Raw genomic sequence first — 25,290 nt, forward strand, 5'->3', positions numbered from 1 at the left:
TTTCCCTCCCGATTGCTTGCTAGTAACATTATACCAAAAAATGCGCTTGCTTGTTTATCATCCTCAGTCTAAGGTAGGATTTTTCTGGAAAAGAGAAATTCTATCAGAAAAATATGCTATACTAACTAGTAGAAATTGGAGATAAAACATGAGCAATATTCTTACTTACCTTGAAGAAGTCCAGCATGACAGCATTTATGATAAACCTTTCAATGAACTGGATCTGCTAATTCTGACAGAACTAACCTACTTGCCTTTTGACAAACTAGTGCATGAAGACATGTCCCCCTACTGCGACTGCCGACTGCTGGATTTGGCCGACCAAGTACCGCGCGACCTCTCCATGATGGTCAGCAAAAATCGTCTGAAACTATTGGATTCGGCCGCAGCCTCTACCCGTTTTAAAAATCTAAAACTGATGGGCTATGTCAATGACGTTGACCAAGATATCCAGAAGCAATTCGCTGCCTTGATTTTCAAAATCAAGCCTGATACCTATGTTCTGGTCTTTCGCGGTACGGACGACTCCATTGTCGGCTGGAAGGAAGACTTCCACATGACCTATATGGATCAGATCCCTGCTCAGAAAATGGCCGCCCGCTATCTGCAGAAAGCCTTAGAAAATCTGCCCGGCAATTTTATCCTAACCGGCCATTCCAAAGGAGGAAACCTGGCTTCTTATGCAGCCAGTCAGATGGTTGCGTCGCTCCAAGACCGTATTGAAGCCATCTACAGCTATGACTCTCCCGGTCTCAATCACTCTGTCATCGAAAGCGATGGCTATCAGGCTTTGGTTGAAAGGATGAAACGCTACCTGCCTCAGAACTCCATCGTCGGCATGATGCTGGAAACACCTAAGGAAGCAAGGATTGTCAAAAGCAGTGCCATCGGCGGCTTTGCCCAGCACGATACCTTTTCGTGGAAAACCAAGGGAGACTCTTTCCTATTGCTGGATACACTAGATGCAGAGAGCCTGCAGATAGACAAAACGTTTAAAAATTGGGTGAGCACCGTTTCAGATGAAGAACTTAAAGACTTTTTTGACCTCTTTTTCGGACTGATTTTGGATGCTGGTATCCAGTCTGTCGACGAACTGTCCAATGTTGAAAACTTTAACAAAGTCCTCGATATCCTGAAAAATGCTAAGTCTCTAACAGACCAAGAACGTGACATGCTGCTGCGCTTGTCCAAGCTCCTGCTGAATATGCGTGTTCAAAGCTGGAAGGATGACATTAGCATACCTAATCTTTCTGAAATTGGCAAAGATATCCGAGAAAACCTATCGCGTTGGAGCAAGCAGTTGCCTTTCGGCCAGTCTGAGACTGATAAAGTGGAAGAGACTGCTACAGAAGTTCACGAGTAAAATCACAAATCTCTTCTATAGCTTGGCTAACGGAAGAATTGACCTATCCATACCAAAAACAAAACAAGCTCTTATCTTGACAGCTTGTTTTTTCTTTGTTAGAATGTAACAAATTCATTTACAACTAAGTAGTGATAAAAACCAGAAAGGAAACCATCATGAAATCTATCAAAGGAATCGCCCTTATCGCTGTCAGCATATTCCTGACCATCTATGCTTGGGCTTCAGCTGGGATGACCAACTTTATCGTACCCGGTCTGGCCTTAACTACCCTTTCGCTGACCTTTTTACTTGCGACTCGGAACGCTCTATTGGAAAAATGGTTCCATGGCATCGAAAAGATGTACGCCTATCATAAGTTTACAGCTATCTTTTCCGTCGTCCTGCTCGCTCTCCACAATGTTGCCATGGGCGGCAGTCTATGGGGATCTCATCTGGCAGCCCAGCTTGGGAATGTCGGCATCTATCTCTTTGTCAGCATTGTTCTGGTGGCCTATCTCGGCAAGCACATCAAATATGAGGCTTGGCGCTGGATTCACCGCTTTGTGTATCTGGCCTATATCTTTGGCCTCTTTCACGCTTATATGCTGATGGGCGGTCGACTCCTGACACCGACCTTGCTAGGCTTCGTAGTCGGATTCTACGCTATCATCGGTTTAGCTTCTGGCTTTTACATCATCTTCCTCTATCAAAGTTTGGCCTTTCGCCATCTGGGAAAAATCATGCGGGTCAAGCGACTGAACCACGATACCGTGGAGTTGAAGATCCAGCTTAGTCAAAAGCTAGACTACCAGTATGGGCAGTTTGCCTTTGTCAAGATTTTCCAAGAAGGATTTGAAAAAGCACCGCACCCTTTCTCTATCTCTGGCGGCCACGACAATATCGTCTACTTTACCATCAAGAACTCTGGTGACCACACTAAGAAACTGTATGACAAGATCCAAGAGGGAACCAAGGTCACTATTGACCGAGCTTATGGCCACATGATTCTTGATCAGGGGCAGGAAAAGCAGATTTGGATTGCTGGTGGGATTGGCATTACACCCTTCATTTCCTATATCCGTGAAAATCCTAATCTGGATCGTCCAGTCAGCTTCTACTACGCTTATACTGGAGCAGAAAATGCTGTTTACCTAGACCTACTCAAGGACTATGTGGCCAAGAATCCGCAGTTTGACCTTCATTTGGTCGATAGCAAGGTCTCCGGCTATTTAGACTTCAAGAATTATCCTTTGGACGACAAAACTACGGTCTTCATGTGCGGACCTGTCAAGATGATGGATAAACTAGCCAACGAATTTAAAAAGACCAATCCTAAAGCAGATCTGGTCTATGAAGGCTTTAAATTTAAATAAAGAAAGCAAAAAGAGGAGTTCAATCCTCTTTTTTACTCTATTTGAATTCAACTGATTTTGAAAAAGATAAAATTTCTATCACTCAATATCCAAAAATAGACTTTTCAAACTACAAAAATATACGGAAAAGATTAATTCCAATCAGAATGAGAAAGAAAATAGATAATCCGATAAACAAATATTTAAAATACTTTTCATTGCTGATGCAGCGCTCAACATATGCCTCTTCTGGATTCTTAGGATTATAGTAGACCGTCATACCTGAGCCGACGGGAAATATTTTTTTCAAGTCTAGACTCCTATCCGAGCCGTAAACATAATCACTTGAAAAGATATCTTTTTGGATTTTTCCTGAAGAGACAGGGATAAAATGTTTATACTCAAGTCTTTTTCGATATTGTTTTCCACGGACAGTATATTCTACAAGAGGCAAGGCTACCTGAGGTTGCTCACCATGGCGACTATAGATGGAACTGTTATATCTTACGTTGCTTTGATATTCAGTATATATTGTATCAGAATTTTCATCGATACCAAATCCTCTATAAGATATCCTTTTGGTCTCAAAAAAATTATCGTTTTTCGATATATTTTTCTTGAAATACAATAAAAAATAGATTATAATAAGAATAAAAGGAAAAGAAAATCTACTGCCGGCTGATTTTCGATAGAGGTAAGCATCATGAAAAAGATTGAATTAAAAAATAATTCTTTGCTCAAAGATATCGTTACTCTTCTGAATCTTATCATAGTGGGTTATGCTGCTATTCTGGTGTTTCTTACTATCCTAAGTGTGATTTCTTACACCGGTCTTTCCGACAGGTTGGGAATAAAGCTCAATGTTCAATTTCTGCCCTCAGTTGATTTTTCAAATTTGTGGAGTATTCTAGCCTTTGTTATAAATCTTCTCACAGCTTCTTTGACTATTTATCTCATCTATCTTGCTCGTAATTTCATCAAAAATTTGATTGGTGGAAAGATTTTTGATTCATCAAACACGCAACTAGCTGGTAAGGCATGGAAAGTCTTTCTGGCTCTGACCTTTCTTTCCGTTAAGGTTGCTGCATCAGGCAATCCCATCGCCCTCCCCTTCTCTTTTAACGCCAGTATGAGCTTTACACCTCTCTTGGGTGCTCTGATTATTTGGCTGATGATGAAAATTCTGGAAAAGGGGATTGATATAGCTGAAGAGAATGAATTTACCATCTAGGAGGCTGCTATCATGATTATCGTTAATCTTGATGTCCAGCTGGCCAAGAAAAAGATGAAACTGGGTGAACTGGCCGATATCATCGGTATCACCAACGCCAACCTTTCCATCCTCAAAACGGGCAAGGCCAAGGCTATCCGATTTAGCACCCTCAATGCTATCTGTCAGGCCCTTGATTGCCAGCCTGGAGACATCCTAGAATTTACAGATGATGAAGAATAAAAAAACTCCCATCCTAGCCGATTTCATTTAGCTAAGGATGGGAGTTTTGCTTTTCTATTCAATCATTTGTGTTTCAGCTAGTTTCTTATACCAGTGAGCGGATTTCTTCGGATAGCGTTCCTGGGTTTCAAAGTCTACGTAGAATAAGCCGTAGCGTTTTTCATAACCGTTAGACCAAGAAAAGACATCCATCAGAGACCAGATAAAGTAGCCCTTGACATTAGCCCCGTCCGCAATCGCATCGGATAAAACTTCCAGATGCTGCTTGACGTAATCAATGCGAGCATCGTCGTAAACTGTATTGTCCACAAATTCATCCTTATAACCCAGACCATTTTCTGTGATATAAATCTTCTTGTAGTTGGGATAATCTTTCTTAATCCGCATGATTTGGTCATAGAGACCTTTCGGATAGATAATCCAATCCCAATCAGTTTTCGGAATATGGGTTGGAGATTCTCTGCGCCCTACTCCCTTAATCTGGTACTTGGAGCTTCCCTTTTCGCCTTTTCCGTTATGGATAATTTCTGTTTCACCGTCAAAGTCGCGCATCCAGTCACTCATATAGTAGTTGATGCCAAGGAAGTCATTGAGGTCTTTAGCTGCTTCTAGAGCTGCAAAGTCTTCATCTCGTAGATCCAGCTGACCACCATTGACCTTAAGGATATGATTCACTCCTGCCAAAGTTACATCTGAATAGTGTCCCAGATAAGTCGCATCTAGGATAAATTTGTTATGAATAATATCTTCCAACTCTGCCGCTCTGACATCTGCTGGATTTTCTGGATCGTAAGGATATTTTGTCGGAAGTGCATGAACGACACCGATTTCACCCTTGTATCCCTTGTCCTTATAGAGCTTAACGGCACGGGCATGAGAGACCATCATGTTGTGATGGGATTGGAAAACCTTGGCCAAGTCATACTGGATACCCGGAGGGAATTTTCCAACTAAGTACTGACCATCACCAATGGGACCAATTTCATTGAAAGTTGTCCAATAGCGAACTTCTGGAAATTCTTCAAAACAGAAAGCCGCATAGTCCACAAAGTGCTCAATATTTTCCCGATTGAGGAAATCGCCATTTGAATGGAGAGCCTCTGGTGTATCAAAGTGGTGAAGGGTCACAAAAGGTTCTACATGACGCTTGTGGCATTCTGCGAAAAGATTATGGTAAAATTCCACACCTTTTGGATTGACCTCGCCATAGCCTGTCGGGAAAATCCGTGACCAGGCAATGGAGATTCGAATGCCATTAACACCATACTCTTCAGCCAATTTCAGATCCACAGGGTATTTGTGGTAAAAGTCGCTGGCAGGTTCTGCCGTGTACCAGTAGTTATCCTCTAGGTATTTATCCCAGGCAACAGGTCCTTTTCCATCTGTGTGGGTTGCTCCCTCAGCTTGATAGGCTGCTGTGGCACCACCGAAAATAAAATCTTTAGGTAAGGTTTTTGTCATCTTATTTTCCTTTCAATAGCATTTGAGATGAAGGCAAGCTTGATGATATTCTTATCAAGTTGCTTCATCTCACATAAACAGATTTAGTTGTTGAATTGCTCCTGAACGAAGGCTAGCGCTCCTTTGCCATCACGGGTGAGTTTGATGTATTGGCCGCCTTCAGTCTTAGCTAGCCTGATACCCAATTTATCAGTTTCTGCCTTCATGTCTTCAAAGTTGGAGGCAACTTGAGGAGCCAGGATAACCAGGTCAAACTCAGGCAGCATTTCACGGTGAGCACCGTAGCCGCCCGCTGCTGCTTTGACAGGAACATTGTATTCAGCCGCTGCTTTATTCAAAGCGTTGGCCAGCAATCCGCTAGTACCACCGCCTGCACAGAGCACCAGAACATTGGTTTCTTCGCTAATATTGTTTTGCTCTGGAGCTTCTTCATCCACACCTGCTTTTTCAAGGATAGCATCTGCTTTAGCAGTGTTAAAGTTGGCTGCTACTTTTTCTTTGAGGGCATCGTTAGCTTTTCCAGACCGTTCTTCTTCTAGGATTTGTTCGTCATAAACCTTGACAAATGGATAGTAAATAATCACATCCACCACTACCAGAAGGGCTGCAAGAACAAATGACAGAAGCTGGAAGTTGGTACCCAGCACAATTCCCAGAGGTCCAGGTGTCACCCAAGGAAGGTTGGCTGAGAAGGAGTTCATGTTTAACGTATCAACAAAGAATTTGAAAATCCATACGTTTGCGATAGGTGCAAAGATAAATGGAATGAAGAAAATTGGATTCAGTACGATTGGAGCACCAAAGAGAATGGGCTCATTAACACCAAAGAAAGTTGGGACAACAGATGCCCGTCCAATTGCACGGTTACGCTCGGACTTACAGATCCACATGAAAAGGAATGGAACAATCAAGGTCGCACCAGTACCACCCATGGTAACGATGAACATTTGAGTACCAGAAGTGATGACCTTATCCGCATGCTGACCAGCTTGTACCAGAGCCAAGTTGGCATCGATATTGGCATAAGTAATGGCAGCAATGGCAGGCTCAACGATGGACGGACCGTGAATTCCCACGAACCAGAAGAAAGCATAAGCACCAAAGATAAGCGTGATTCCCAGATAGCCATCTGCCGCTGAGAAGAGTGGAGCAAGAAGTGTTCCGATGGATTCAGCAACGGTTACTCCTAGACTTGCTTTAACAAGCAGTTCCAAACCGTAGAGTAGAACGACTGAAACAGTGAATGGAATCAAGTCTTTAAATACTTGCGAAATATTTGGTGGAACTTCTTCTGGCATGCGAATGGTGACATTATTTTTTACACAAACCTTGTAGACATTAACCGTAACAAAGGCTGCGATGAAAGCTGTCAAAAGACCTTTGGTTCCCATGAAGGCAGTTAGGAAGCCACCTTCCTTGGCAGGTTCAGCCGCCATGAGGAGGAAGCCGACCATAGAAGCCAGCATAGTAGACAAGAAGTTAATCTGGTTTGTCGCAGGCAGGTCGCGGTTGACAGAGTCTGTCAAAGCCTTGGCAGTGGTCCCACCCACAAAGAAAGCCAGAATCCCCATCGAATAGCTATAAGGGGTCATTAGGAAAGTTTCAATGTCCTTAGACCAATGGAAGCCCCAAGCATTTGGAACATAGGCAATCAAGATAAAGATAGATGAGAAGAGGATGACTGGCATACCAGCGATAAAGCCATCCCGAATAGCACGGAGATAGATATTCCGAGAAATCTTCTCAAAGAAAGGCTTCCCTTTCTCAATAAGTCCGATGAGTTTGTTCATTATTTTACTCCTCTTTTGTATAGTTCAATCAAATGGTGCATCATGTCTTTTAGCAAGATAGTAGTCATTAAGTGATCCTGGCCGTGCATCATGGTCACACTGTAAGCCAAGTCCTCGCCAGCCGCTTCTTTTGTCAAGAGACTTGTCTGAGCATGATGAGCTTCAGCGATGCAGCTATTGGCTTCTTCCACCAAGGCATCTGCCTTAGCAAAATCCCCAGCTTCTGCTGCTTTCAAAGCTTCTAAGAGCTTGGAGCGAGCGTCACCAGCGTAGGCCACAATTTCAAAACCGAGCAATGTTACTTCTTCTCTATTCATGAGAGATCCTCCTTGTATTCTTATGTAAAATTTTATTATTATTTGCTATTATAAAAGGCGTTGAATATGCAGCACCAGGTAGACCCGTTCGCTGCGGTAAAGATCAATTCCCGTCTTCTGGGCAATGATGTAGTAAATATCACTTCCGACCTGATAGGCTTGAGGGTAGGTCATCTGGATCTGACTTTCCATTTCCAGCAGGGAAACATTGTCATCACGGCTTCTGTCCAGATAGTCCAAAAAGTAGTTCAGGTGAATCATAAAACGGTCATAAAAGTTGCTGTTTTCTGCACTTCTTTTAATGCCATTTTTCTTCAGCTCTGCCTCAACTGCAGCCAGAATATCTTTTCGCCTGCCCAAATGGCTTTGTCCCTCAGGATTGGTCTCCCCTTCGGCATTGATAAAGTGATAGGCAATGCGATTGACCTCGTCGCCAGGGAAATTATCCAACAACCGCTCGCGGTATATGGCTACCGCTTCCTGGGCAATCTGATAAGGGACAGGGTATTTGTCCGAAGCATCTGGCAGGCCACTCTCCTTGTACCGCCCCTGCTGCACAGCCTGATAAGAACAGTAGATGTGATCCGTCAGCGTGACATAGATATACTCCTGGACAGGGTAATCATACTTCTTAGAAAGGGTGTCAATCACATCATAGGTCACTGTGATAAAGTCCAGTGGAACATCTTTGAGCAAGGCCACAAAGTTTTCTTTAGACTCTTCCGTTCTTAGGCGAAAGATTTTCTCAATCTTACTTTCCAGAACGATATCACCCTTCTTTTTATTAAAAGCTATGCCACTCCCAATCAGAACAACCTCTTCACCATTTTCATGTTTAGCTAGAGCAACATTGTTGTTCATAGGATGTATGATTCGATACATATCTCCTCCTCTTCATTTTCTAGGGTTCTGGCAAAACAAAAAGACCACAAACAAACCGAGGCTATATCTTCCCTCAATTTATTTGCGGTCACGCCTAATCCAACTTAGTAACGCTCACCCTATTCAATTTCTGATTTCATTATAGCATATCAGTATCAGAATGTAAACCCTTACTTTATTTATTTTTCAATAAATTTTAGACTCTTTCTTTCCAAGAGGTAGCTGTTTTTTGAAGAACCTTGTTGAGCTCATCAATATTTTCAAACCCTGTTGTACGAAGCCACTTGCGAGCTGCTTCTTCACCTTGCTCAATGTAGTCCTTGACACTACCAGCCCAAGTCGCACGTCCACAAAGAACGCCGTTGAAGTTAGCACCTGACTCATGAGCAAACACGAGTGTTTCTTGGAAGAGTTTTGCAGATACACCAGCACTCAAATAGATGTATGGCAGGTTAGTTGCTTCATCCTGTTCCTTGAAGAAGGCAGCAGCTTGTTCTTTAGTATGAACCACTTCACCATCGCCAAAGCCTTCAACGTATTTAACATTGACTGGAACTTCCACTTTCAAGACATCAATGTTGAAACGTGGATCTGAGAAGACCTTCATGGCACCGATAACCTTGTGTGGTTTCACTTTAGCGTACTCAGCGCTGGAAGCATCCGCAATCTTTTCATCGTAAGCCAAGATTTCAAGGAAGAAAGGAATATCTTCTGCCACACACTCAGAACCTACACGCTCGATATAAGCCTGCTTTTGCTGGTTGAGTTCTTCAGAGCTGTCTACATCATAGTAAAGGAGGAATTTCACTGCATCCGCGCCTTGTTCTTTGATGCGTTTTGCTGACCAAACATCCAGACAGTCTGGCAGGCGCTTGGTGCTAGAAGTATCGTAGCCTGTCTTTTCATAGGCCAATAGCAAGCCAGCATTCTTGTCCAAAGCCTTAGTAGCAGGCAGTCCGTACTCAGGATCCAGCAGCATAGACGAAGCATAAGGAGTTAACTCTTCTGCGACCAAAACTTTCAGTTCTTCCATTTGAGCTACTGTTGGTTCTGCTTCCTGGTGTTGAGCCATGAGGCGTTTCAAAGCACCGCGTTGGTCAAATGCCAAGGCAGAAATGATGCCATTCTCGTCAGAAAGTTTTTCCATGTACTTGCGTTTTTGTTCTGTTAATACCATTCTTTATACCTCTTTTACTGTGATTTGATTATATAAATTATCATAATTGTAGACATTGACATGTCCAGTCATTTTTTCTTGGGCATTGAGCATGCCGAGAACATTTGCCTTTTTGAGCAGAGAGGCATCGTCTTCTCGATGGCTCAAGGCTGACGAAATCCCTGCAACAGTTGAGTCGCCAGAGCCAACTGGATTGACCACTTGGATTTTAGGAATATCTACTTTATAGAAAGTGTCCCAGTGTTTGGCAAAAGCACCATCTGCACCGAGTGATACGATGATCCACTCGATTCCATCAAAGAGCGGTTCTGAAAGAACAGCTTTTAACTCATCCAAATCTTTGGAAACTTCGCGACCCAATAACTGAGAAAGTTCTTCGTTATTAGGCTTGATAGCAGTTGGCTTGACATCTGATTTGAGCACAGCTTCCAGAGCTACTCCAGAGCAATCCAGCACCACCTTATTGCCAGCTTGATTAGCCATTTCAATCAGCTGGACATAGTATTCTGTCGGCAGGCCCGCTGGCAGACTGCCCGAGATACTGACAACATCTGCTTCAGCCATCAAAGACCGGAAGTGTTCTTGGAAATCCCTCGCCTCATCTGCTGTAATAGTCGGACCGGCTTCCAGTATTTCTGTTTGCTTGCCTTCGTGTAAGATAGCAATACAGTTTCTCGTATCTCCCGAAATGTTATAAAAGCATTGTCTAACATTAGGATGAAGGTTTTGTAATAAGAACTCTCCATTAGTCCCACCAATCAGTCCCGTCGCAGCAACATTGTCTCCAATTTCCGCTAAGACTCTGGTTACGTTGAGACCCTTGCCCCCCGCTGTTTTACTGACTTCTGAAACACGATTAACAGTATCTATTTTCAATTCTTCTAAGGGATAGGAAATATCGATAGAAGGATTCATGGTCACTGTAAGAATCATCTAGCTACCTCACTAGTCGTGGTACTCTCCACGATCCCATTTTTCAAGAAATTCTGTAAAGAAGTTGGCATCTGTTTGATGAGCATTGTGAGTCTCAACGTGCTCAATTTTTGCGATCAATTTTTTATTTTCTTCAGTTGGCTTGTACTCCGCATGAATGAAAGCTTCGATGATGTCACACATAAGGAGCTCACCAGTGATTTTTCCGCCAAAACCGATAACATTGGCGTTGAGTTCTTCCTTAGCATAGAGAGCTGAAGTCATGTCACGTACCAAAGCTGAACGAACACCAGGAACTTTATTTACAGCGTTGTTGATACCGACACCTGTACCACAGATACAAACACCAAGATCAGCTTGTCCACTAACGACTGCCTCCCCTACTTTTTTACCAAAGATTGGGTAGTGAGTACGAGTATGGTCATAAGTACCAAAATCAAGAACTTCATAACCTTTTGATTTTAGAAAATCTGAGACTGCCATTTTTTCATTGGTAACGATATGGTCACATCCAATTGCAATTTTCATTTGATTTCTCCTTTTCTTAGCACATCTTGTTGAGCATGTCGACCCGGATTTGGTGACGGCCGCCGTCGTATTTCCCATTGACAAAGCCTTTGGCAATGTTCTTAGCCAGCCCTTCACCAACGATTTCAGCTCCCATCGTAATCATGCGAGAGTTGTTATGGCCGCGAGTCATGTAGGCGGAGCGTTCATCTGAGACTTCCGCCGCTACCATCCCTTTGATTTTGGTCGCTACCATAAATGGACCAGCACCATAAGCGTCAATGACAATACCAAGATTTTCCTCTTGTTTATTCACCTCAGCCGCAACTGCAAGGGTCACATCAACAAAATCCTGACCTTCTTTCGTCACATCCACCACTTCAAAGTTTTCTCCGACGAGAAAATCCTTGACCACATCTTTCAGCTTGCTTCCAGCAGCATCTGCTCCAATAATAATTGCCATGAGCATTCTCCTTTGTTTGATTTTTTTGCACAGAATATTGTTTATAAAAAACACTTTCTGTTTCCTATAAGCATACTATACTCCTTTAAAAGTTATTTGTCAACAGTTTTTTGTTTATTTTAATCAAAATATTTTTGAAGATGATTAAAATAAACAAAAAAGCCCTAAAAAGAGCTTTCTGATAATTTTTTCATCCATTTAAAATAAACTAGGAAATAATCTTGGTATAAACCTCCAGTTCTTCTTGAGCATTTTCAGACATCTGGTCTGTGATAACAGCTGTAATATCAGCCAAAGGGCAGATAGAAGTGAAATCTTCCTTGCCAATCTTAGAAGAATCAATCAGTAGGTAGGTCTCTGTCGAGCGCTCCAAAGCTAGCTTCTGGGTGTAGGCTTCTTCAAAAGAAGAGGTCATAATCTGTCCGTTTTTGATTCCATTGCCACTGAAAAACATCTTAGTAAAGTACATCTTATCCATGATGGCATTGGTCATCTCGCCGACAAAGGCTTGAGTCGCTTCCCGCATCTCCCCACCCAGGAGAAAAACTTTGAAGGTATCCGACTTCTTCTTCAAAAGATCGCGAAAAATCGGCAGACAATTGGTAATCACGCGCAGATGTTTATTGGTGATTTCCTCAGCCAGCACTTCCACAGAAGTCCCCGGCCCAAGAAAAATAGTATCGCCATCTTCAATCAGCTCCACAGCCTTCTTGGCCACAGTCCGCTTGGCCTCAATATTCTGATAAAGCTTCTCTTCATGAGGGATTTCTCTATACTTGAGGTGCTGATTACTTTTAGCCCCACCGTGAACACGAGTCAGCAGCCCTTTACTTTCCAGCTCAATCAAGTCCCGCCGAACCGTCATGTCTGAGACCTTCATAGTCTCGACAATCTCAGCAACCGTCACTGTCCCAGCTCGATCCACCAGCTTAACTATTTCGTCCTGTCTCTGATTTTTACCCATACTTTAGCCTCTCTACACTCTAGTTTTGTTTATTATAACTCATTTTTCTGTTTTTTTCCATATTATTTGTTTGTTTTAAACAAAATTGAGGGTTTGCGATATGGTATGGGACATAAAAAAGCACCTTGCAATGATGTGCAAGATGCTTTCTCCAGTTGATAGAACGATATATTTCACTATATGCCAAACTGTATCACTATAAAGAAATTTTGTTTCCTATTGGTTTACATTTTTAAAGGTCACTTTAGCATCTGGGTCAATACTAGTCACGATATTTGTATAATAGTGTTCTGCCGATTCCGTAATAAGATTTTTATACTGTTTAATATACCCTTCTTGTTCTTTATTGCTAAGAGATTTAGCAACATGCTCTCCAGTATCAATATTTTCTGTTGAACCGCTCAACAGCTGTCCACTCATATCATAGAGTTTATATCGATCTTTGGGATTATCTGAGACCTCTACACCTATGACTTCATATTTAGGTATAGTTAGCTCGTACTCATGTTCAGCAATTTTCTTAATCTTAATTCCTTCTTTAATTCCAAATTTAGCCGTATAATTAAGAATAATAATAGCTTTCTTAACAGACAGTGGAATACTGATATTGGTACCAGGAATCTTTTTATCTTTCTCAATCGTTTCAACCTTTTGAATCCCTATATCCAAAAAAACACTTTCGTTGACTTTCTCTAAGCGAGTGATTTGAGTATAGATTTGGCTTCGCTCATCTGAAGCATTTTTACCTTGGAAAAATCCAATGATATTATAAGTTTTCGCAACAACAAAAAAGATAGCAAGAACGGCTACCACAATCCATATGTAAACCTTAGCCCCCAAAACTTTTTTTATGAAATCCTTAACTATTTTCATTATATTACTTCCTCCGAATCAAAAATGCTGCTCCAAGACTGATGATAGCCAGAAAAGCTGCCAAATAAGGATTCAGCGGAAAGAGAATGACAATTAAAAGCAACAACAAAACAAGTGATGCAATTTTTACTATTTTCATAATATAACTCCTAAAACTTTTTCAATAAAAATTATACAAATATATATACCTTTTGTCAAGCGGTTTCAAAGAGATTATTACACCAAAAATCCCCCAGCAGCCTCCTGCTGGGGGATTGTCATTAAATCAAAGATTGTTATCCAATCAAACTTCCATTTGGGACTTTCTCATCCACTGTAAGGAGAGTCAGTTGGTCGCCGTGCTCGGCTGATAGAATCATACCTTGGCTGATGCGGCCCATCATTTTGCGCGGTTTGAGGTTGGCTACGATTTGGACTTTCTTACCGACCAGTTCTTGCTCGTTTGGATAGTATTTAGCAATACCAGAGAGGATTTGGCGGTCTTCACCGTCACCAGCATCCAAGCGGAACTGAAGAAGCTTGTCAGAACCTTCAACTTTAGAAACCTCTTTGACTTCTGCAACACGGATTTCTACCTTATCAAAGTCGTCAAACTTGATTTCCTTGCGGTTAAGTTTGAGCTCGACTTCTTCTGGATTCCATTCTTTTTCAACCTCAGGTTTGTTGCCTTCCATTTGTCCCTTGATATAGGCAATTTCTTCTTCCATATCCAGACGTGGGAAGATTGGTGTTCCTTTTTCTACAACTGTCAGGCCTGCTGGGAGCTGGTCAATTGCTAGGTTTTCCAGCGAAGCTGCTTGAGGCAAGCCAAGTTGGCTGAGGACAGACTTGCTGGTTTCCATCATGAAAGGCTCAATCATGTGTGCCACAACACGAAGGCTCGCTGCCAAGTGGCTCATGACTGCTGCCAGTTCTTTGACCTTGGAATCATCCTTAGCCAGAACCCAAGGAGCAGTTTCATCGATATATTTATTAGTGCGGGAGATGAGCGTCCAGACTGCTTCCAGGGCGCGTGGATAGTCCACCGCATCCATGTGTTTGTAGTAGTCAGCGATAGATTGAGCTGCCACCTGAGCCAGAGCTCCGTCAAAGTCTGTTACATTTTCTTCATAGGCTGGCACTTGACCATCAAAATACTTATTAATCATGGAAACCGTACGGTTGAGGAGGTTCCCAAGGTCATTGGCTAACTCATAGTTGATACGACCTACATAGTCCTCAGGTGTGAATGTTCCATCAGATCCCACCGGAAGACTGCGCATGAGATAATAACGCAAAGCATCCAAACCATAACGCTCTACCAGCATTTCCGGATAGACTACATTGCCCTTAGACTTGGACATCTTGCCATCTTTCATGACAAACCAGCCGTGAGCAATCAATCGGTCGGGCAGCTTAATATCCAGCATCATGAGCAGGATTGGCCAGTAGATAGAGTGGAAACGCAGAATGTCCTTGCCCACCATGTGGAAGACTGTTCCATTCCAGAATTTATCGTAGTTAGCGTGATCATCCTGACCGTAGCCAAGAGCAGTCGCATAGTTAAGCAAGGCATCAATCCAGACATAAATTACGTGTTTAGGATTAGATGGCACTGGCACGCCCCAAGTAAAGGTCGTCCGAGATACAGCCAAGTCTTCCAGACCTGGCTCAATGAAGTTTTTAAGCATTTCATTGAGACGACCGTCCGGCGTGATAAAGTCAGGATGAGATTTGAAAAATTCTACCAAGCGGTCTTGGTACTTGCTGAGGCGAAGGAAGTAAGACTCTTCCGATACCCATTCCACTTCATGGCCAGACGGAGCAATTCCGCCGGTTACTTTTTCATTTTCATCACGAAAGACTTCAGCTAGCTGGCTTTCAGTAAAGAATTCCTCATCTGATACAGAATACCAGCCTGAATATTCACCCAAGTAGATATCATCTTGGGCTAAGAGTCTTTCAAAGACATCAGCTACAACCTTTTCATGGTAATCATCAGTTGTCCGGATAAATTTATCATAAGAAATGTCCAGCAGTTTCCAGAGTTCCTTGACCCCAACCGCCATACCATTTACATAAGCTTGAGGACTGATACCAGCTTCTTCAGCTTTAGCCTGAATCTTTTGTCCATGCTCATCAAGACCGGTCAAATAGAAAACATCGTAGCCCATGAGACGCTTGTAGCGAGCCAGAACATCACAAGCAATCGTTGTGTAGGCTGACCCGATGTGGAGCTTACCAGATGGGTAATAAATGGGAGTCGTAATATAAAACGGTTGTTTTTCAGTCATTTTTTAATCCTTTCAAGGCTAATGAAACCTTTTTTGATAACATCTCATTATACCATATTTTACAGGGTTTGCGAAAAGATAGTCACCTATAGTAAACATAAATAAAAACCTAGAAAATATTCTGGGTTTAATAGGTCACAACATTCAAGTTGCCGCTTTCATACTCAGCGATGAAGATATTCGAAATATCAGTGTAACCGTCTTTAGCTAATCTCTCCACCAGCCACTCTTCTGTTTTATCAATTGACTCTAGAATATCAATTTGGACAACACCATCTGTAATAAGTGGATATTTAGGATTCTCTTCACCAGCCTGTACAATAATCAGCTGGCCGTTTTGCTCTATAACTGCCCGTTTGACCTGCTTGAGCTGGAAAATACCTTGGCTACGCAGCTTTAAAGCTACATCTGCTGCTGAAAGACCAACAGAACGGCAGGCTTCGGGACTTAATTTTCCATGCTGAATCAACGTTGTCGGCTTGCCATCAATCAAATGCTTGACCGCACGGACATTGTTATTAAGCCACTTTAGGGTCAGGACCAAGATAGTCCACATGATGAGAATGACGGCATACTGAAGAATGTTAATGGAGCTATTATAAATCACCCCACCAATAATACCACCAAGGACATAGTTTTGAATTTGATCGATCGCTGAATTTGGCGCCAGATTGCCTTTTCCCGTCACATTGATGACAAAAACGAGTGAGAAAAGCCCTAGTGCTAGTTTAATTAGGATTTCAAGAAAATTCAATGTCATTTTTCAACCTCCACTATTTCGATATCTGTCGTCTTATGCAAGTCAATTTTTTCAAGGAGATATTTATCCGGCTCACTGCCACTCATAGCCCGATAAAAATTCTTTCCGACCTTCAAAATCGCTCCATCAGTTGCGGCTGAAGTATTGACATAGACCTCCGACTTATCGACGCCCAAGTCTTCTGAAATAACCTCAATAAAATGCAGAGAGGTTTGAAACTGGTTATTAGAGGCTTGGTCAGTCTGAAAATTGCTGATGCCAATCAAGACCATGGCCACCAAGGCCAAAACAGAGATGATGGCTAGTTCTCGAAATTTTGAATCACGCTTATTGCGATAGGCCTTAAAAGCAAAAAATCCTGTCACAAGCAGCAGCAAGACAGAAAGTGCAACTGTCACCCAGTTTTGCTGGCTAATCTGACTCAAAACATAATCATAAGAATAGAATTTCATGGCTTCCCCCTATTTTTTCTCGCTCTATTATAGAAAATCTTTCCTACTTTTTCAAGTCTCTTACAATCACTTTGCTATAAATCAGTTCTAAATTTTGTTATAATAAACTCAGTAAATTTTACTAGAAAAGGAAATTTTATGAAACTCATCTCTTGGAACATTGACTCTCTCAACGCTGCATTGACCAGTGATTCTGCCCGAGCTAAGCTCTCTCAGGCTGTCCTTCAAACCTTGCAAGCAGAAAATGCAGATATTATCGCCATTCAGGAAACAAAACTGTCTGCGACAGGCCCGACTAAAAAGCACTTGGAAATCTTGACAAATCTTTTCCCAGACTATGAAAACACTTGGCGCTCCTCCCAAGAGCCGGCCCGCAAGGGCTATGCTGGAACCATGTTCCTCTACAAAAAAGAACTGACGCCAACCGTAACCTTCCCAGAAATCGGCGCTCCGTCAACCATGGATGTTGAAGGTCGCATCATTACGCTGGAATTTGACGGTTTCTTTGTCACTCAAGTTTATACGCCTAATGCTGGTGATGGACTCAAACGCTTGGATGACCGTCAAGTCTGGGATGCCAAATACGCTGAATACTTGGCAACACTAGATGGACAAAAACCAGTCCTCGCTACTGGCGACTACAATGTGGCCCACAAGGAAATCGATTTGGCCAATCCAGCCAGCAACCGCCGTTCACCAGGCTTTACTGACGAAGAGCGCGCTGGCTTCACCAACCTGCTGGTTAAAGGCTTCACCGACACCTTCCGCCACTTACACGGCGATATCCCCAACCAATACACTTGGTGGGCGCAGCGCAGCAAGACTTCTAAAATCAACAATACAGGCTGGAGAATCGACTACTGGCTGACCAGCAACCGAGTGGCTGACAAGGTGACTAAGTCTGATATGATTGACTCCGGTGCGCGCCAAGACCACACACCCATTGTCATGGAGATTGAACTCTAAGGAGAAAACGAATGGACTATCAAGCTGTCATTCCTGAATTTGTAGTATCTGACATCGAAAAATCACGCCACTTCTACTGCGACCTGCTAGGATTCTCTGTCGAATACGAGCGTCCAGAGGAGAAATTTCTCTTCCTCTCGCTTGAAGACTGCCAACTTATGCTAGAAGAAGGCAGCGCAGAAGAATTAGCTCAGCTGACCTATCCTTTCGGGCGCGGTGTCAATATTTCCTTCGGCATTGAAGATGTCCCTCAGCTCCACCAAAAACTGCTGGAAGCTGGCTATCCCATCCATCGGCCCTTGACAAAAAGGGAATTTCGAGTGGGAGATAGCTTTATTTATCCCCATGAATTTGCGATTTTGGATCCAGATGGTTATTTTTTAAGATTTAGTGAATAAGAAAGCGAAGTCATTAGACCTCGCTTTTTAAATGTCTTTAAAGTTATAGAGTTGCGGATAGTGATCGCACTCGGGATTTTTAGGATGGCAGATAGCCCGTCCAAAGTAAATCATGGCCTGATGGGCAGGCAACCAACGTTCCGGTGGAAGGACATCCATAACTCGCTTTTCTACTTCCAGTGGCGTTGCCGATTTTTTTACGATATCATGGTGCTTGCAGATGCGCTCCACATGGGTATCAACAGCAAAGGCTGGAATACCAAAGCCCACACTCATGACCACATTGGTCGTCTTGCGACCAACACCAGCTAGACTTTCTAATTCCGCCCGCGTTTGTGGTACTTGGCCATCAAAGTCGTCTAAAAGCTGCTGGGCACATTTCTTCAAAAACTTGGCCTTGTTGCGATAAAGACCTAGGCGGGAGATGTATTTAGCAATGTCTGCTTCACCAGCCATAGCCATATCCTGCGGACTCGGATAGGCTTCAAACAGAGCTGGCGTCGCCTTATTGACCGCGGCATCCGTCGTCTGAGCCGACAGCATGACCGCTACCAAAAGCTCAAAGTGATTGCGAAAATCCAGACTGGGCTTGGCGTCAGGGAAAAGAGCAATAATCTCTTCAATCACATGACGAGCCCGTTTTTTTGATAAAACCATGATTCTTCTTTCTAAGATTGAGATAGATTTATTATATCATGAAAGGAAGAAGCATCCAAAAAACATGATTGAGAATGCAGCTGTTATTAATACTTTACAAACCTAACTCTTCATACGCCTTTCGGTAGCCAATCTGCAAGATTTGGTTATCTCGAACCAAGAGCGGCCGTTTAATCAACATGCCGTCTGTCGATAATAAATCAGCAGCTTCCTGAGCTGTCAAATGCGGAACTTTTTCTTTGAGACCTAGCTCACGGTATTTGAGGCCGCTGGTATTGAAAAAGGCCTTGATCTCAAAATCAGAATTCTGAATCCAGTCTAGGAGCTGATCCCGGCTAGGTGTATTTTGGACAATATCCACCGCTTCAAAATCCACTCCTAATTGATTGAGCTCAGCCTTGGCCTTGCGGCAGGTAGAGCATTTGGGGTATTCGATAAATTGTAACATTGTTTTTCCTCCGTCCCTATAATAGCCCAGCTAGCTCCTTCTTGTCAAGCCGAGACTCATTAGAAAAAGCCGACAAGAGAAAGGCTCATCGGCTGGTATAGGCGCATTCCATGAAGAAACACCTCTATTTTCGGTTATTTTTTAATCAAACGCACGCGCACAATATTGTCGCTATTCTCAAATTTATCAACCAGCTCCTGAATCTTGCTTTCGTCCGACTCATCCAGATCCAGCAAGGTATAAGCATAATCACCCTTGGAACGATTGATGATATTATCAATATTGATATTCAAATCACTGACCGCTGTTGAAATCCGAGCCACAATATTTGGTACATTTTTGTTAATCAGGGTAATCCGATAAGGTGCTGAGAGAGCCTGACGGACATTAGGGAAATTCACAGAGTTGATAATCTCCCCCGTTTCCATGAAGCGGCGAATGGTTTTCCCAGCCATAATGGCACAGTTGAGCTCAGCTTCTTCGGTCGATCCGCCCAGATGCGGAAAGACTGTAATCTGCGGATGACGGAGCAGCTCATCTACACCAAAGTCTGTGATATAGCGCTTGATAACACCTGCTTCCAAGGCTTCAAAGAGGGCAGCGTTGTCCACCAGCTCGCCACGGGCAAAGTTGATAAGGGTTGTTCCTTTTTGCATGAGACCAAAAGCAGCCCGATCAAAAGTAGCGCGTGTATCCTCAGTCAGAGGGACGTGAATAGTGATATAATCACTCTTCTCAAAGATTTCCTTAATATCCGCTACCCGCTTGACATGGCTAGAGATATTCCAAGCCGTTTCAATGGATACATAAGGATCATAGCCAAGAACGTTCATCCCCAGACGATAGGCATCGTTGGCAATACGGCCGCCGATAGCTCCCAGCCCAATGACTCCCAAAGTCTTCTCTGAAATCTCTGCCCCAGCAAACTGCTTCTTACCAGCTTCCACTTGCTTGGGAACATCATCACCAGAAAGACCATTAGCCCAGCTGTTAGCTGCGATATAGTCACGGGCAGACAGGAGAATGGAAGCCAAGACCGCCTCTTTCACCGCATTGGCATTAGCTCCAGGTGTGTTGAAGACCACTATTCCCTGAGCTGTTGCCTGGTTGACAGGAATATTATTGGTTCCTGCACCTGCCCGCGCAATGGCTTTGAGATTGCTTGGAAATTCCTGTCCATGCAGGTTTTGACTGCGCAGGATATAAGCATCCGGATTGTCAGACTTGTCTCCGTCAATCTGAAAAGCATTGCCCAGCTCCTTAAGCCCGATTTGATTGATATTGTTAAAGGTTTTGACACTAAAGACCATAATTTCCCTCTCTTAAGAATTTTCTTCTTCAAATTTCTGCATAAAGGCAATCAAGTCCTTGACACCTTGAAGCGGAAAAGCATTGTAGAGACTAGCTCTCATGCCGCCTACGCTGCGGTGCCCCTTGATATTCTTGAATCCCGCTGCTGTAGCCTCTTTGTTAAATTTGGCGTCCAGCTCTGGACTAGGAGACACAAAGGGAATATTGGCTACTGAGCGCTGCTCCTTGTAACGGACTGGACTGCGATAAAAGTCAGACTGCTCAATGAAGTCGTACAAAAGGCCAGATTTTTCACGATTGCGCTTTTCCATTTCTGCTACGCCACCTAGCTCCTTGACCCACTCAAAGACCAGTTTGGCCATATAGATGGCAAAAGTCGGTGGTGTATTGTAAAGAGAGCAATTGTCCGCCTGAATGCGGTAATCCAACATGCTAGATAGAACTGGTTCGTCATCCAGCAAGTCTTCTCTGATGATGACAACTGTCACGCCGGCAGGTCCGATATTCTTCTGAGCCCCAGCATAAATCAAACCGAAATCCTCTACTCGGTATTGAGCAGCCAGGATATTAGAAGACATGTCCGCCACAATCGGCACGCCATTGGTCGCTGGCAGATCATAAATAGCCGTTCCTTCAATAGTATTATTGGTTGTCAGATGCACATAAGCCGCCTGCGGATCAATCTCCTTTTCATCAAAAGAAGGAATTTCCGTGTAATTTAAATCCTCTGACGAAGCCAAAAGAATAGGCTCAAACGGAATGAACTTAGACAGCTTGACTGCTTCAGTGTAAGCTTTCTTTCCCCAAGATCCAGCTACTAGGTAGTAGGCCTTGCCGCCTTGGGCTAGATTAAGGGGAATCATGCTAAACTGGGTAGAAGCCCCACCCTGCAGAAATAGCACGCGGTAATTGTCCGGAATATCCATGAGCTCACGCAGCAAGCTCTCAGCTTCTTTGATAATATCGTCAAATTCCTTGGATCGGTGGGACAGCTCCATCACACTCATGCCACTTTGGGCATAGTCTAAAAACTCAGCCTGAGCTTTTTTCAAGACTTCCTTGGGCAATACTGCCGGTCCAGCAGAAAAATTGTAAATCGTCATATCCTACCTCCAAAATTTATTTTGTATATCATATCACAAAGTTTAGAAAATATCTATTTTTTCTTAAAAAGAAGGAAATTTTTTAAGAAAACACGAACAAAATAAAGAAAAATAATAAAAGAAGCTATGAAAGCTTCTAATCATTTTAGATCTAGTTTTAAATAAAGCAACTATATCAATACAAAACTACCGCTGATAAATGTTTAGTTTCTAATCAATTTTTTTGGCATCAATAAATCATACAAATAACCATGTTTAAGCATATCCAAATTAAACACATATGGAATATGAGCAAATGCCTCTGCTAATGGCAAACGAGCTGTTTTCCAGCCCAATCCATCTGTTACCCAAACAAACTCAACATCATCTGGTGAATTGACGACGAACTGGCTCAGTTCAGTAAACTCTCCAGCAACAGCCTTCAGTTTGCTGCCGCCTCCGCCATAGTAGTTTGTTTCAATCAACCAAATTTTATGTTTTTCCTTTGAATAAACAGCTACATCAAAACGGCGTTGTGATTTATCAACTGGTACTTCTATATTCCACTTTTCTTTTATGAAAGATGGCGTGGCTTGGGATTTAAACTCTAAATCATGCTGCTGACAAACTTTAGCAACACTTCGTTCAAGGATGCCTTCCATAGTCGTTCCACTTCGATTTTTACGAGCATTACTATCTAATCCCGCTTCTACACCATAGACATAATCGACAAGTGATCGGCTAGCTTCCTTTTGTAAAAAGTACAACAAACCGGCTTGGTCAATAAAATCTATATAAACTTTTATATCACTTTTGTCAATCTTCTTAAAATCTAATTGATGAAAACTCATATTATCATCTTCATCCAAGGAAAGAATATCTAAAACTTTATCACGGCTGGCAATCAAGCTAGGAACAGCCCTCAGTAAATCAGGCTGTTTTGAAAATAAATTAAAGGCCTCTTCATAAATATTATCTTTACCAATTAAATAATTTAGAGTGTTTAATTCAAGTTCAAACTCTTTTGTCTCCCGTCTAACCTTAGTCCAATTTACATAGTACTCTGGTGTACGGTTGGTAACTGAAAGAGTTGAGAGGAAATATTGTAATCTTTCGTCTGATGATAGTTGAATATAATTCTCTAATTTCATATTTCCTCCTTTGGTATAGGTAAACCAAACTCCTTTAAAGGAATATAATTAAAGCGATAGTAACATCCTACACTTATAATATAATCTAAGACATCTTTATAATTTGAATTTAAAAACCATTCATCAAGTAAATAATAATATTTAACTTCTTTATTTAAAGGTGAAAATAACTTTTTATATTGCTTCAACTTAAAATCACATGTTTGTAATTTTTCATCAACACTTCCTTGAGTTTTTTGCGTTTTCTTTTCAATGATAAAAACTGTATTATTATCCATTACAAAAATGGAATCATCTGGTAACAATTTTTTGGAAATAATCGCTTTATAGTTCAGGTCTACTTCATCAAAATAACGATATAAACCATGTTTTTGAAAAATTTCTGCTACTTTTTCCCCTTCAAAATTTACTATCCACCGTGCTGTGGAGCTCCTTTTTATTTTTCTTACCTCGCCTGTTCGTTTCACAAGTTTAATATCAAAATCATTTTCCACAACTTCATATCCACTTTGTTTTGAAATAAAATTTGGTAAGTCTGTCTTCAATTCAAAAGCTAGCCCTGTTTTCGTATTTGCACCACCTACGCCACCTTTTTTCATCTCTCTTCCTCCAATCTTCTTTTGGCTATTTCTAAATAATCTTTCTCCGCATCAATACCAATGAATTTACGACCTAACCGCTTAGCTACAACTCCTGTTGTTCCACTGCCAACAAAGGGATCAAGTATATAATCATTTTCTTTAGTGCTGGCTAAAATGATTCGTTCTAATAAATATTCTGGCTTTTGTGTTGGATGTTTCCCGGCCCACTTCTCTGCCTTTTTAGTTAGCGGCCCTACCCACACATCCTTCATCTGTTTACCGCCATTAATATCTTTCATCAAATCATAATTATAGTAATGCTTAGCTTTTTTATCATCTTTACGAGCCCACAAAATCGTTTCCGTGGAATGAGTAAAATAGCGGCAAGATAGATTCGGAGCTGGGTTGCTCTTTTGCCAAGTAATATTATTTAAAATTTTAAAACCTTCTTGTTCCAAGGCCATACCCACAGAGTAAATATTATGTAAGCTGCCTGAAATCCAGATAGTACCATTAGGCTTTAAAATAGGTCTGACTAATCGTAACCACCGTCGATTAAAGTCATGTTTCTCCTCAAGGCCAGAAACCTTATCCCAATCACCTTTATCAACAGAGACAATGTTACCGCCAGAATTTGAAAAACCACCGTTACTCAAAAAGTATGGTGGATCAGCAAAGATCATATCCATACTTTCTGGCTTCATTTGTGATAAGAAGTCAAAGGTATCTGCATGAACCAGAATAGCCCTTTCCTTATTATAGTATGGTTTTGTCATTAAAACACCCCCATACTTATATTCGTAATTAGTCATAATTTGTTACTATAATTTCTGAAATTTTTCCACGACTTGAGCTCTTAGCACCATTAGTTCGCTGAGCTTCCACAAAATAAATATTAAAATCCTTGTATAATTCTTCTACCAAAGGACTCGAGGAATTTGACAGCATAGCATAGACTCCTCGCTCCGTCAATTCCTTAAAAGTATTGCGTAACCGAACCTGTTCCTCATAGGAAAAGCCCTCGTGGGTATAAGAGGTAAATGAGCTAGTTTCGTTTAACGGAATATAGGGCGGATCAAAATATACAAAATCGTCTGTTTGAGCATCCTTAACTGCCTCCGCAAAATCCGTTTGCAAAATTTCTATATCATTCTCATTTAGATATTCACTGATTTGATAAAGTAAATCTACATCCACTATTTTTGGATTTTTATAGCGGCCGTAAGGAACATTAAACTGATTTTTAGAATTGACTCGATACAATCCATTGAAATCAACCCGAAGCATGTAGAGAATTCGCGCCGCTCTCTCTACCCCAGTCATCCTACTAATTCGGCCATCGCGATCTGCCGAACGCAATTCTAAATAATAATCTTTGCTATTATTCTCTTTATGCTTTATCAGTAAATTAATCAATTCAGCTGGATTATTTTTTATCTGGCGATAGGCATTTATCAGTTCCTCGTTAAAGTCATTAATGACCGCTTTTTCTGGAGACAAATCAAAAAATAAAGCTCCACCGCCAACAAATGGCTCAAAATAGCGACCATAAGTCTCCGGCATATAGCTCCTTAACTCTCCTAAAAGTTGGCGCTTTCCCCCAGTCCACTTGGTAAACGGTTGGAGATTATAATATTTTAATTTTACATTAGTGTCTAAAGACATGATTATTCCTTTTAAGTGTAATGAAATTA

The 25,290-nt window shown here is 41.9% G+C and carries 29 protein-coding genes; 6 read left to right on the plus strand and 23 right to left on the minus strand.

Annotated features, from left to right (window positions below; all coding sequences use genetic code 11):
- Positions 1–148: 148 nt before the first annotated feature.
- Together J1C86_RS08365 and J1C86_RS08370 are read left to right on the plus strand one after the other, a co-directional pair.
- The gene (locus tag J1C86_RS08365) at positions 149–1,363 is read left to right on the plus strand and encodes a DUF2974 domain-containing protein (protein ID WP_125405366.1); all 1,215 of its coding nucleotides are present in this window, start codon (positions 149–151) and stop codon (positions 1,361–1,363) included.
- Between the two features lie 158 nt (positions 1,364–1,521).
- Positions 1,522–2,718: a ferredoxin reductase family protein gene (locus J1C86_RS08370; protein WP_125405369.1), complete on the plus strand. Its 1,197-nt coding sequence runs from the start codon at positions 1,522–1,524 to the stop codon at positions 2,716–2,718.
- Positions 2,719–2,827: 109 nt separating this feature from the next.
- On the opposite strand, the gene J1C86_RS08375 is transcribed toward J1C86_RS08370, so the two are convergent.
- A complete protein-coding gene (locus J1C86_RS08375) occupies positions 2,828–3,325 on the minus strand; it encodes a DUF3592 domain-containing protein (RefSeq protein ID WP_312022601.1) in 498 nt (165 codons plus the stop codon).
- A gap of 75 nt (positions 3,326–3,400) precedes the next feature.
- On the opposite strand from J1C86_RS08375, the gene J1C86_RS08380 reads away from it, so the two are divergent.
- Both J1C86_RS08380 and J1C86_RS08385 read left to right on the plus strand, forming a co-directional pair.
- On the plus strand, positions 3,401–3,928 hold the full coding sequence (locus J1C86_RS08380) for a DUF2975 domain-containing protein (RefSeq protein WP_125338415.1): 528 nt from the start codon (positions 3,401–3,403) through the stop codon (positions 3,926–3,928).
- A 12-nt stretch (positions 3,929–3,940) separates the two neighbouring features.
- Positions 3,941–4,150: a helix-turn-helix domain-containing protein gene (locus tag J1C86_RS08385; RefSeq protein ID WP_002894739.1), complete on the plus strand. Its 210-nt coding sequence runs from the start codon at positions 3,941–3,943 to the stop codon at positions 4,148–4,150.
- A 54-nt stretch (positions 4,151–4,204) separates the two neighbouring features.
- Here the strand turns inward: J1C86_RS08385 and lacG are convergent, their stop codons facing one another.
- The 14 genes from lacG to J1C86_RS08455 form a co-directional block, all read right to left on the minus strand.
- The gene (gene lacG, locus J1C86_RS08390) at positions 4,205–5,611 is read right to left on the minus strand and encodes a 6-phospho-beta-galactosidase (RefSeq protein WP_125405372.1); all 1,407 of its coding nucleotides are present in this window, start codon (positions 5,609–5,611) and stop codon (positions 4,205–4,207) included.
- Positions 5,612–5,694: 83 nt separating this feature from the next.
- Complete coding sequence (locus J1C86_RS08395) at positions 5,695–7,401, minus strand: lactose-specific PTS transporter subunit EIIC (RefSeq protein WP_125409285.1); 1,707 nt, start codon at positions 7,399–7,401, stop codon at positions 5,695–5,697.
- Positions 7,401–7,718 (minus strand): PTS lactose/cellobiose transporter subunit IIA, encoded by a 318-nt coding sequence (locus J1C86_RS08400; protein ID WP_009754858.1) that lies wholly within the window; start codon positions 7,716–7,718, stop codon positions 7,401–7,403. The genes J1C86_RS08395 and J1C86_RS08400 overlap by 1 nt, the downstream gene beginning before the upstream one ends.
- Before the next feature lie 48 nt (positions 7,719–7,766).
- Positions 7,767–8,600, minus strand: coding sequence for a PRD domain-containing protein (locus tag J1C86_RS08405; RefSeq protein ID WP_125409283.1), 834 nt, complete (start codon positions 8,598–8,600; stop codon positions 7,767–7,769).
- Positions 8,601–8,796: 196 nt separating this feature from the next.
- Positions 8,797–9,777, minus strand: a complete 981-nt coding sequence (gene lacD, locus J1C86_RS08410; protein WP_002905075.1) for a tagatose-bisphosphate aldolase — start codon at positions 9,775–9,777, stop codon at positions 8,797–8,799.
- 3 nt (positions 9,778–9,780) lie between these two features.
- Positions 9,781–10,710, minus strand: a complete 930-nt coding sequence (locus tag J1C86_RS08415) for a tagatose-6-phosphate kinase (protein ID WP_125409281.1) — start codon at positions 10,708–10,710, stop codon at positions 9,781–9,783.
- A 12-nt stretch (positions 10,711–10,722) separates the two neighbouring features.
- Complete coding sequence (gene lacB / locus J1C86_RS08420) at positions 10,723–11,238, minus strand: galactose-6-phosphate isomerase subunit LacB (RefSeq protein ID WP_002894723.1); 516 nt, start codon at positions 11,236–11,238, stop codon at positions 10,723–10,725.
- Between the two features lie 16 nt (positions 11,239–11,254).
- Positions 11,255–11,680 (minus strand): galactose-6-phosphate isomerase subunit LacA, encoded by a 426-nt coding sequence (lacA, locus tag J1C86_RS08425; RefSeq protein ID WP_009659075.1) that lies wholly within the window; start codon positions 11,678–11,680, stop codon positions 11,255–11,257.
- Between the two features lie 208 nt (positions 11,681–11,888).
- Complete coding sequence (locus J1C86_RS08430) at positions 11,889–12,644, minus strand: DeoR/GlpR family DNA-binding transcription regulator (RefSeq protein ID WP_125409279.1); 756 nt, start codon at positions 12,642–12,644, stop codon at positions 11,889–11,891.
- A 216-nt stretch (positions 12,645–12,860) separates the two neighbouring features.
- A complete protein-coding gene (locus J1C86_RS08435) occupies positions 12,861–13,517 on the minus strand; it encodes a DUF4230 domain-containing protein (RefSeq protein ID WP_125405387.1) in 657 nt (218 codons plus the stop codon).
- Between the two features lie 4 nt (positions 13,518–13,521).
- Complete coding sequence (locus J1C86_RS08440) at positions 13,522–13,656, minus strand: hypothetical protein (protein ID WP_002899817.1); 135 nt, start codon at positions 13,654–13,656, stop codon at positions 13,522–13,524.
- A gap of 136 nt (positions 13,657–13,792) precedes the next feature.
- On the minus strand, positions 13,793–15,790 hold the full coding sequence (gene metG / locus J1C86_RS08445) for a methionine--tRNA ligase (protein ID WP_125405390.1): 1,998 nt from the start codon (positions 15,788–15,790) through the stop codon (positions 13,793–13,795).
- A gap of 127 nt (positions 15,791–15,917) precedes the next feature.
- A complete protein-coding gene (locus tag J1C86_RS08450; RefSeq protein ID WP_002909170.1) occupies positions 15,918–16,550 on the minus strand; it encodes a DUF421 domain-containing protein in 633 nt (210 codons plus the stop codon).
- Complete coding sequence (locus J1C86_RS08455) at positions 16,547–17,002, minus strand: DUF3290 family protein (RefSeq protein ID WP_002903222.1); 456 nt, start codon at positions 17,000–17,002, stop codon at positions 16,547–16,549. Before J1C86_RS08455 ends, J1C86_RS08450 begins: the two co-directional genes overlap by 4 nt.
- Positions 17,003–17,140: 138 nt before the next feature.
- On the opposite strand from J1C86_RS08455, the gene J1C86_RS08460 reads away from it, so the two are divergent.
- Both J1C86_RS08460 and J1C86_RS08465 read left to right on the plus strand, forming a co-directional pair.
- Positions 17,141–17,968 (plus strand): exodeoxyribonuclease III, encoded by an 828-nt coding sequence (locus J1C86_RS08460; RefSeq protein WP_125405393.1) that lies wholly within the window; start codon positions 17,141–17,143, stop codon positions 17,966–17,968.
- A gap of 11 nt (positions 17,969–17,979) precedes the next feature.
- The gene (locus J1C86_RS08465; protein ID WP_125405396.1) at positions 17,980–18,366 is read left to right on the plus strand and encodes a bleomycin resistance protein; all 387 of its coding nucleotides are present in this window, start codon (positions 17,980–17,982) and stop codon (positions 18,364–18,366) included.
- A 27-nt stretch (positions 18,367–18,393) separates the two neighbouring features.
- Here the strand turns inward: J1C86_RS08465 and nth are convergent, their stop codons facing one another.
- From nth to J1C86_RS08505, 8 genes are all read right to left on the minus strand, one after another.
- Positions 18,394–19,023 carry an endonuclease III gene (gene nth, locus J1C86_RS08470; protein WP_125405398.1) on the minus strand — a complete coding sequence of 210 codons (630 nt, stop codon included), beginning with the start codon at positions 19,021–19,023 and terminating at the stop codon, positions 18,394–18,396.
- Positions 19,024–19,117: 94 nt separating this feature from the next.
- Positions 19,118–19,471, minus strand: coding sequence for an arsenate reductase family protein (locus tag J1C86_RS08475; protein WP_002913274.1), 354 nt, complete (start codon positions 19,469–19,471; stop codon positions 19,118–19,120).
- 134 nt (positions 19,472–19,605) lie between these two features.
- Positions 19,606–20,781: a 3-phosphoglycerate dehydrogenase family protein gene (locus tag J1C86_RS08480; RefSeq protein WP_125405401.1), complete on the minus strand. Its 1,176-nt coding sequence runs from the start codon at positions 20,779–20,781 to the stop codon at positions 19,606–19,608.
- 12 nt (positions 20,782–20,793) lie between these two features.
- A complete protein-coding gene (serC, locus tag J1C86_RS08485; RefSeq protein ID WP_125405404.1) occupies positions 20,794–21,885 on the minus strand; it encodes a 3-phosphoserine/phosphohydroxythreonine transaminase in 1,092 nt (363 codons plus the stop codon).
- A gap of 203 nt (positions 21,886–22,088) precedes the next feature.
- Positions 22,089–23,015 carry a type II restriction endonuclease gene (locus J1C86_RS08490; RefSeq protein ID WP_125409731.1) on the minus strand — a complete coding sequence of 309 codons (927 nt, stop codon included), beginning with the start codon at positions 23,013–23,015 and terminating at the stop codon, positions 22,089–22,091.
- Positions 23,012–23,614, minus strand: coding sequence for a PD-(D/E)XK nuclease superfamily protein (locus J1C86_RS08495; RefSeq protein WP_101771663.1), 603 nt, complete (start codon positions 23,612–23,614; stop codon positions 23,012–23,014). Before J1C86_RS08495 ends, J1C86_RS08490 begins: the two co-directional genes overlap by 4 nt.
- Positions 23,611–24,408 carry a DNA-methyltransferase gene (locus J1C86_RS08500; protein WP_125355897.1) on the minus strand — a complete coding sequence of 266 codons (798 nt, stop codon included), beginning with the start codon at positions 24,406–24,408 and terminating at the stop codon, positions 23,611–23,613. Before J1C86_RS08500 ends, J1C86_RS08495 begins: the two co-directional genes overlap by 4 nt.
- The gene (locus J1C86_RS08505; RefSeq protein WP_125405410.1) at positions 24,401–25,261 is read right to left on the minus strand and encodes a DNA adenine methylase; all 861 of its coding nucleotides are present in this window, start codon (positions 25,259–25,261) and stop codon (positions 24,401–24,403) included. The genes J1C86_RS08500 and J1C86_RS08505 overlap by 8 nt, the downstream gene beginning before the upstream one ends.
- Positions 25,262–25,290: the final 29 nt, after the last annotated feature.

Source organism: Streptococcus sanguinis, assembly GCF_050220005.1.
In the GTDB taxonomy this organism is placed as follows: domain Bacteria; phylum Bacillota; class Bacilli; order Lactobacillales; family Streptococcaceae; genus Streptococcus; species Streptococcus sanguinis_Z.

Bases quoted from the DNA above. Each gene is read 5' to 3' on its own strand.
- J1C86_RS08365 (WP_125405366.1), top strand. From the start codon at position 149: ATGAGCAATATTCTTACTTACCTTGAAGAAGTCCAGCATGACAGCATT.
- J1C86_RS08370 (WP_125405369.1), top strand. From the start codon at position 1,522: ATGAAATCTATCAAAGGAATCGCCCTTATCGCTGTCAGCATATTCCTG.
- J1C86_RS08380 (WP_125338415.1), top strand. From the start codon at position 3,401: ATGAAAAAGATTGAATTAAAAAATAATTCTTTGCTCAAAGATATCGTT.
- J1C86_RS08385 (WP_002894739.1), top strand. From the start codon at position 3,941: ATGATTATCGTTAATCTTGATGTCCAGCTGGCCAAGAAAAAGATGAAA.
- lacG (WP_125405372.1), bottom strand. From the start codon at position 5,611: ATGACAAAAACCTTACCTAAAGATTTTATTTTCGGTGGTGCCACAGCA.
- J1C86_RS08395 (WP_125409285.1), bottom strand. From the start codon at position 7,401: ATGAACAAACTCATCGGACTTATTGAGAAAGGGAAGCCTTTCTTTGAG.
- J1C86_RS08400 (WP_009754858.1), bottom strand. From the start codon at position 7,718: ATGAATAGAGAAGAAGTAACATTGCTCGGTTTTGAAATTGTGGCCTAC.
- J1C86_RS08405 (WP_125409283.1), bottom strand. From the start codon at position 8,600: ATGTATCGAATCATACATCCTATGAACAACAATGTTGCTCTAGCTAAA.
- lacD (WP_002905075.1), bottom strand. From the start codon at position 9,777: ATGGTATTAACAGAACAAAAACGCAAGTACATGGAAAAACTTTCTGAC.
- J1C86_RS08415 (WP_125409281.1), bottom strand. From the start codon at position 10,710: ATGATTCTTACAGTGACCATGAATCCTTCTATCGATATTTCCTATCCC.
- lacB (WP_002894723.1), bottom strand. From the start codon at position 11,238: ATGAAAATTGCAATTGGATGTGACCATATCGTTACCAATGAAAAAATG.
- lacA (WP_009659075.1), bottom strand. From the start codon at position 11,680: ATGGCAATTATTATTGGAGCAGATGCTGCTGGAAGCAAGCTGAAAGAT.
- J1C86_RS08430 (WP_125409279.1), bottom strand. From the start codon at position 12,644: ATGGGTAAAAATCAGAGACAGGACGAAATAGTTAAGCTGGTGGATCGA.
- J1C86_RS08435 (WP_125405387.1), bottom strand. From the start codon at position 13,517: ATGAAAATAGTTAAGGATTTCATAAAAAAAGTTTTGGGGGCTAAGGTT.
- J1C86_RS08440 (WP_002899817.1), bottom strand. From the start codon at position 13,656: ATGAAAATAGTAAAAATTGCATCACTTGTTTTGTTGTTGCTTTTAATT.
- metG (WP_125405390.1), bottom strand. From the start codon at position 15,790: ATGACTGAAAAACAACCGTTTTATATTACGACTCCCATTTATTACCCA.
- J1C86_RS08450 (WP_002909170.1), bottom strand. From the start codon at position 16,550: ATGACATTGAATTTTCTTGAAATCCTAATTAAACTAGCACTAGGGCTT.
- J1C86_RS08455 (WP_002903222.1), bottom strand. From the start codon at position 17,002: ATGAAATTCTATTCTTATGATTATGTTTTGAGTCAGATTAGCCAGCAA.
- J1C86_RS08460 (WP_125405393.1), top strand. From the start codon at position 17,141: ATGAAACTCATCTCTTGGAACATTGACTCTCTCAACGCTGCATTGACC.
- J1C86_RS08465 (WP_125405396.1), top strand. From the start codon at position 17,980: ATGGACTATCAAGCTGTCATTCCTGAATTTGTAGTATCTGACATCGAA.
- nth (WP_125405398.1), bottom strand. From the start codon at position 19,023: ATGGTTTTATCAAAAAAACGGGCTCGTCATGTGATTGAAGAGATTATT.
- J1C86_RS08475 (WP_002913274.1), bottom strand. From the start codon at position 19,471: ATGTTACAATTTATCGAATACCCCAAATGCTCTACCTGCCGCAAGGCC.
- J1C86_RS08480 (WP_125405401.1), bottom strand. From the start codon at position 20,781: ATGGTCTTTAGTGTCAAAACCTTTAACAATATCAATCAAATCGGGCTT.
- serC (WP_125405404.1), bottom strand. From the start codon at position 21,885: ATGACGATTTACAATTTTTCTGCTGGACCGGCAGTATTGCCCAAGGAA.
- J1C86_RS08490 (WP_125409731.1), bottom strand. From the start codon at position 23,015: ATGAAATTAGAGAATTATATTCAACTATCATCAGACGAAAGATTACAA.
- J1C86_RS08495 (WP_101771663.1), bottom strand. From the start codon at position 23,614: ATGAAAAAAGGTGGCGTAGGTGGTGCAAATACGAAAACAGGGCTAGCT.
- J1C86_RS08500 (WP_125355897.1), bottom strand. From the start codon at position 24,408: ATGACTAATTACGAATATAAGTATGGGGGTGTTTTAATGACAAAACCA.
- J1C86_RS08505 (WP_125405410.1), bottom strand. From the start codon at position 25,261: ATGTCTTTAGACACTAATGTAAAATTAAAATATTATAATCTCCAACCG.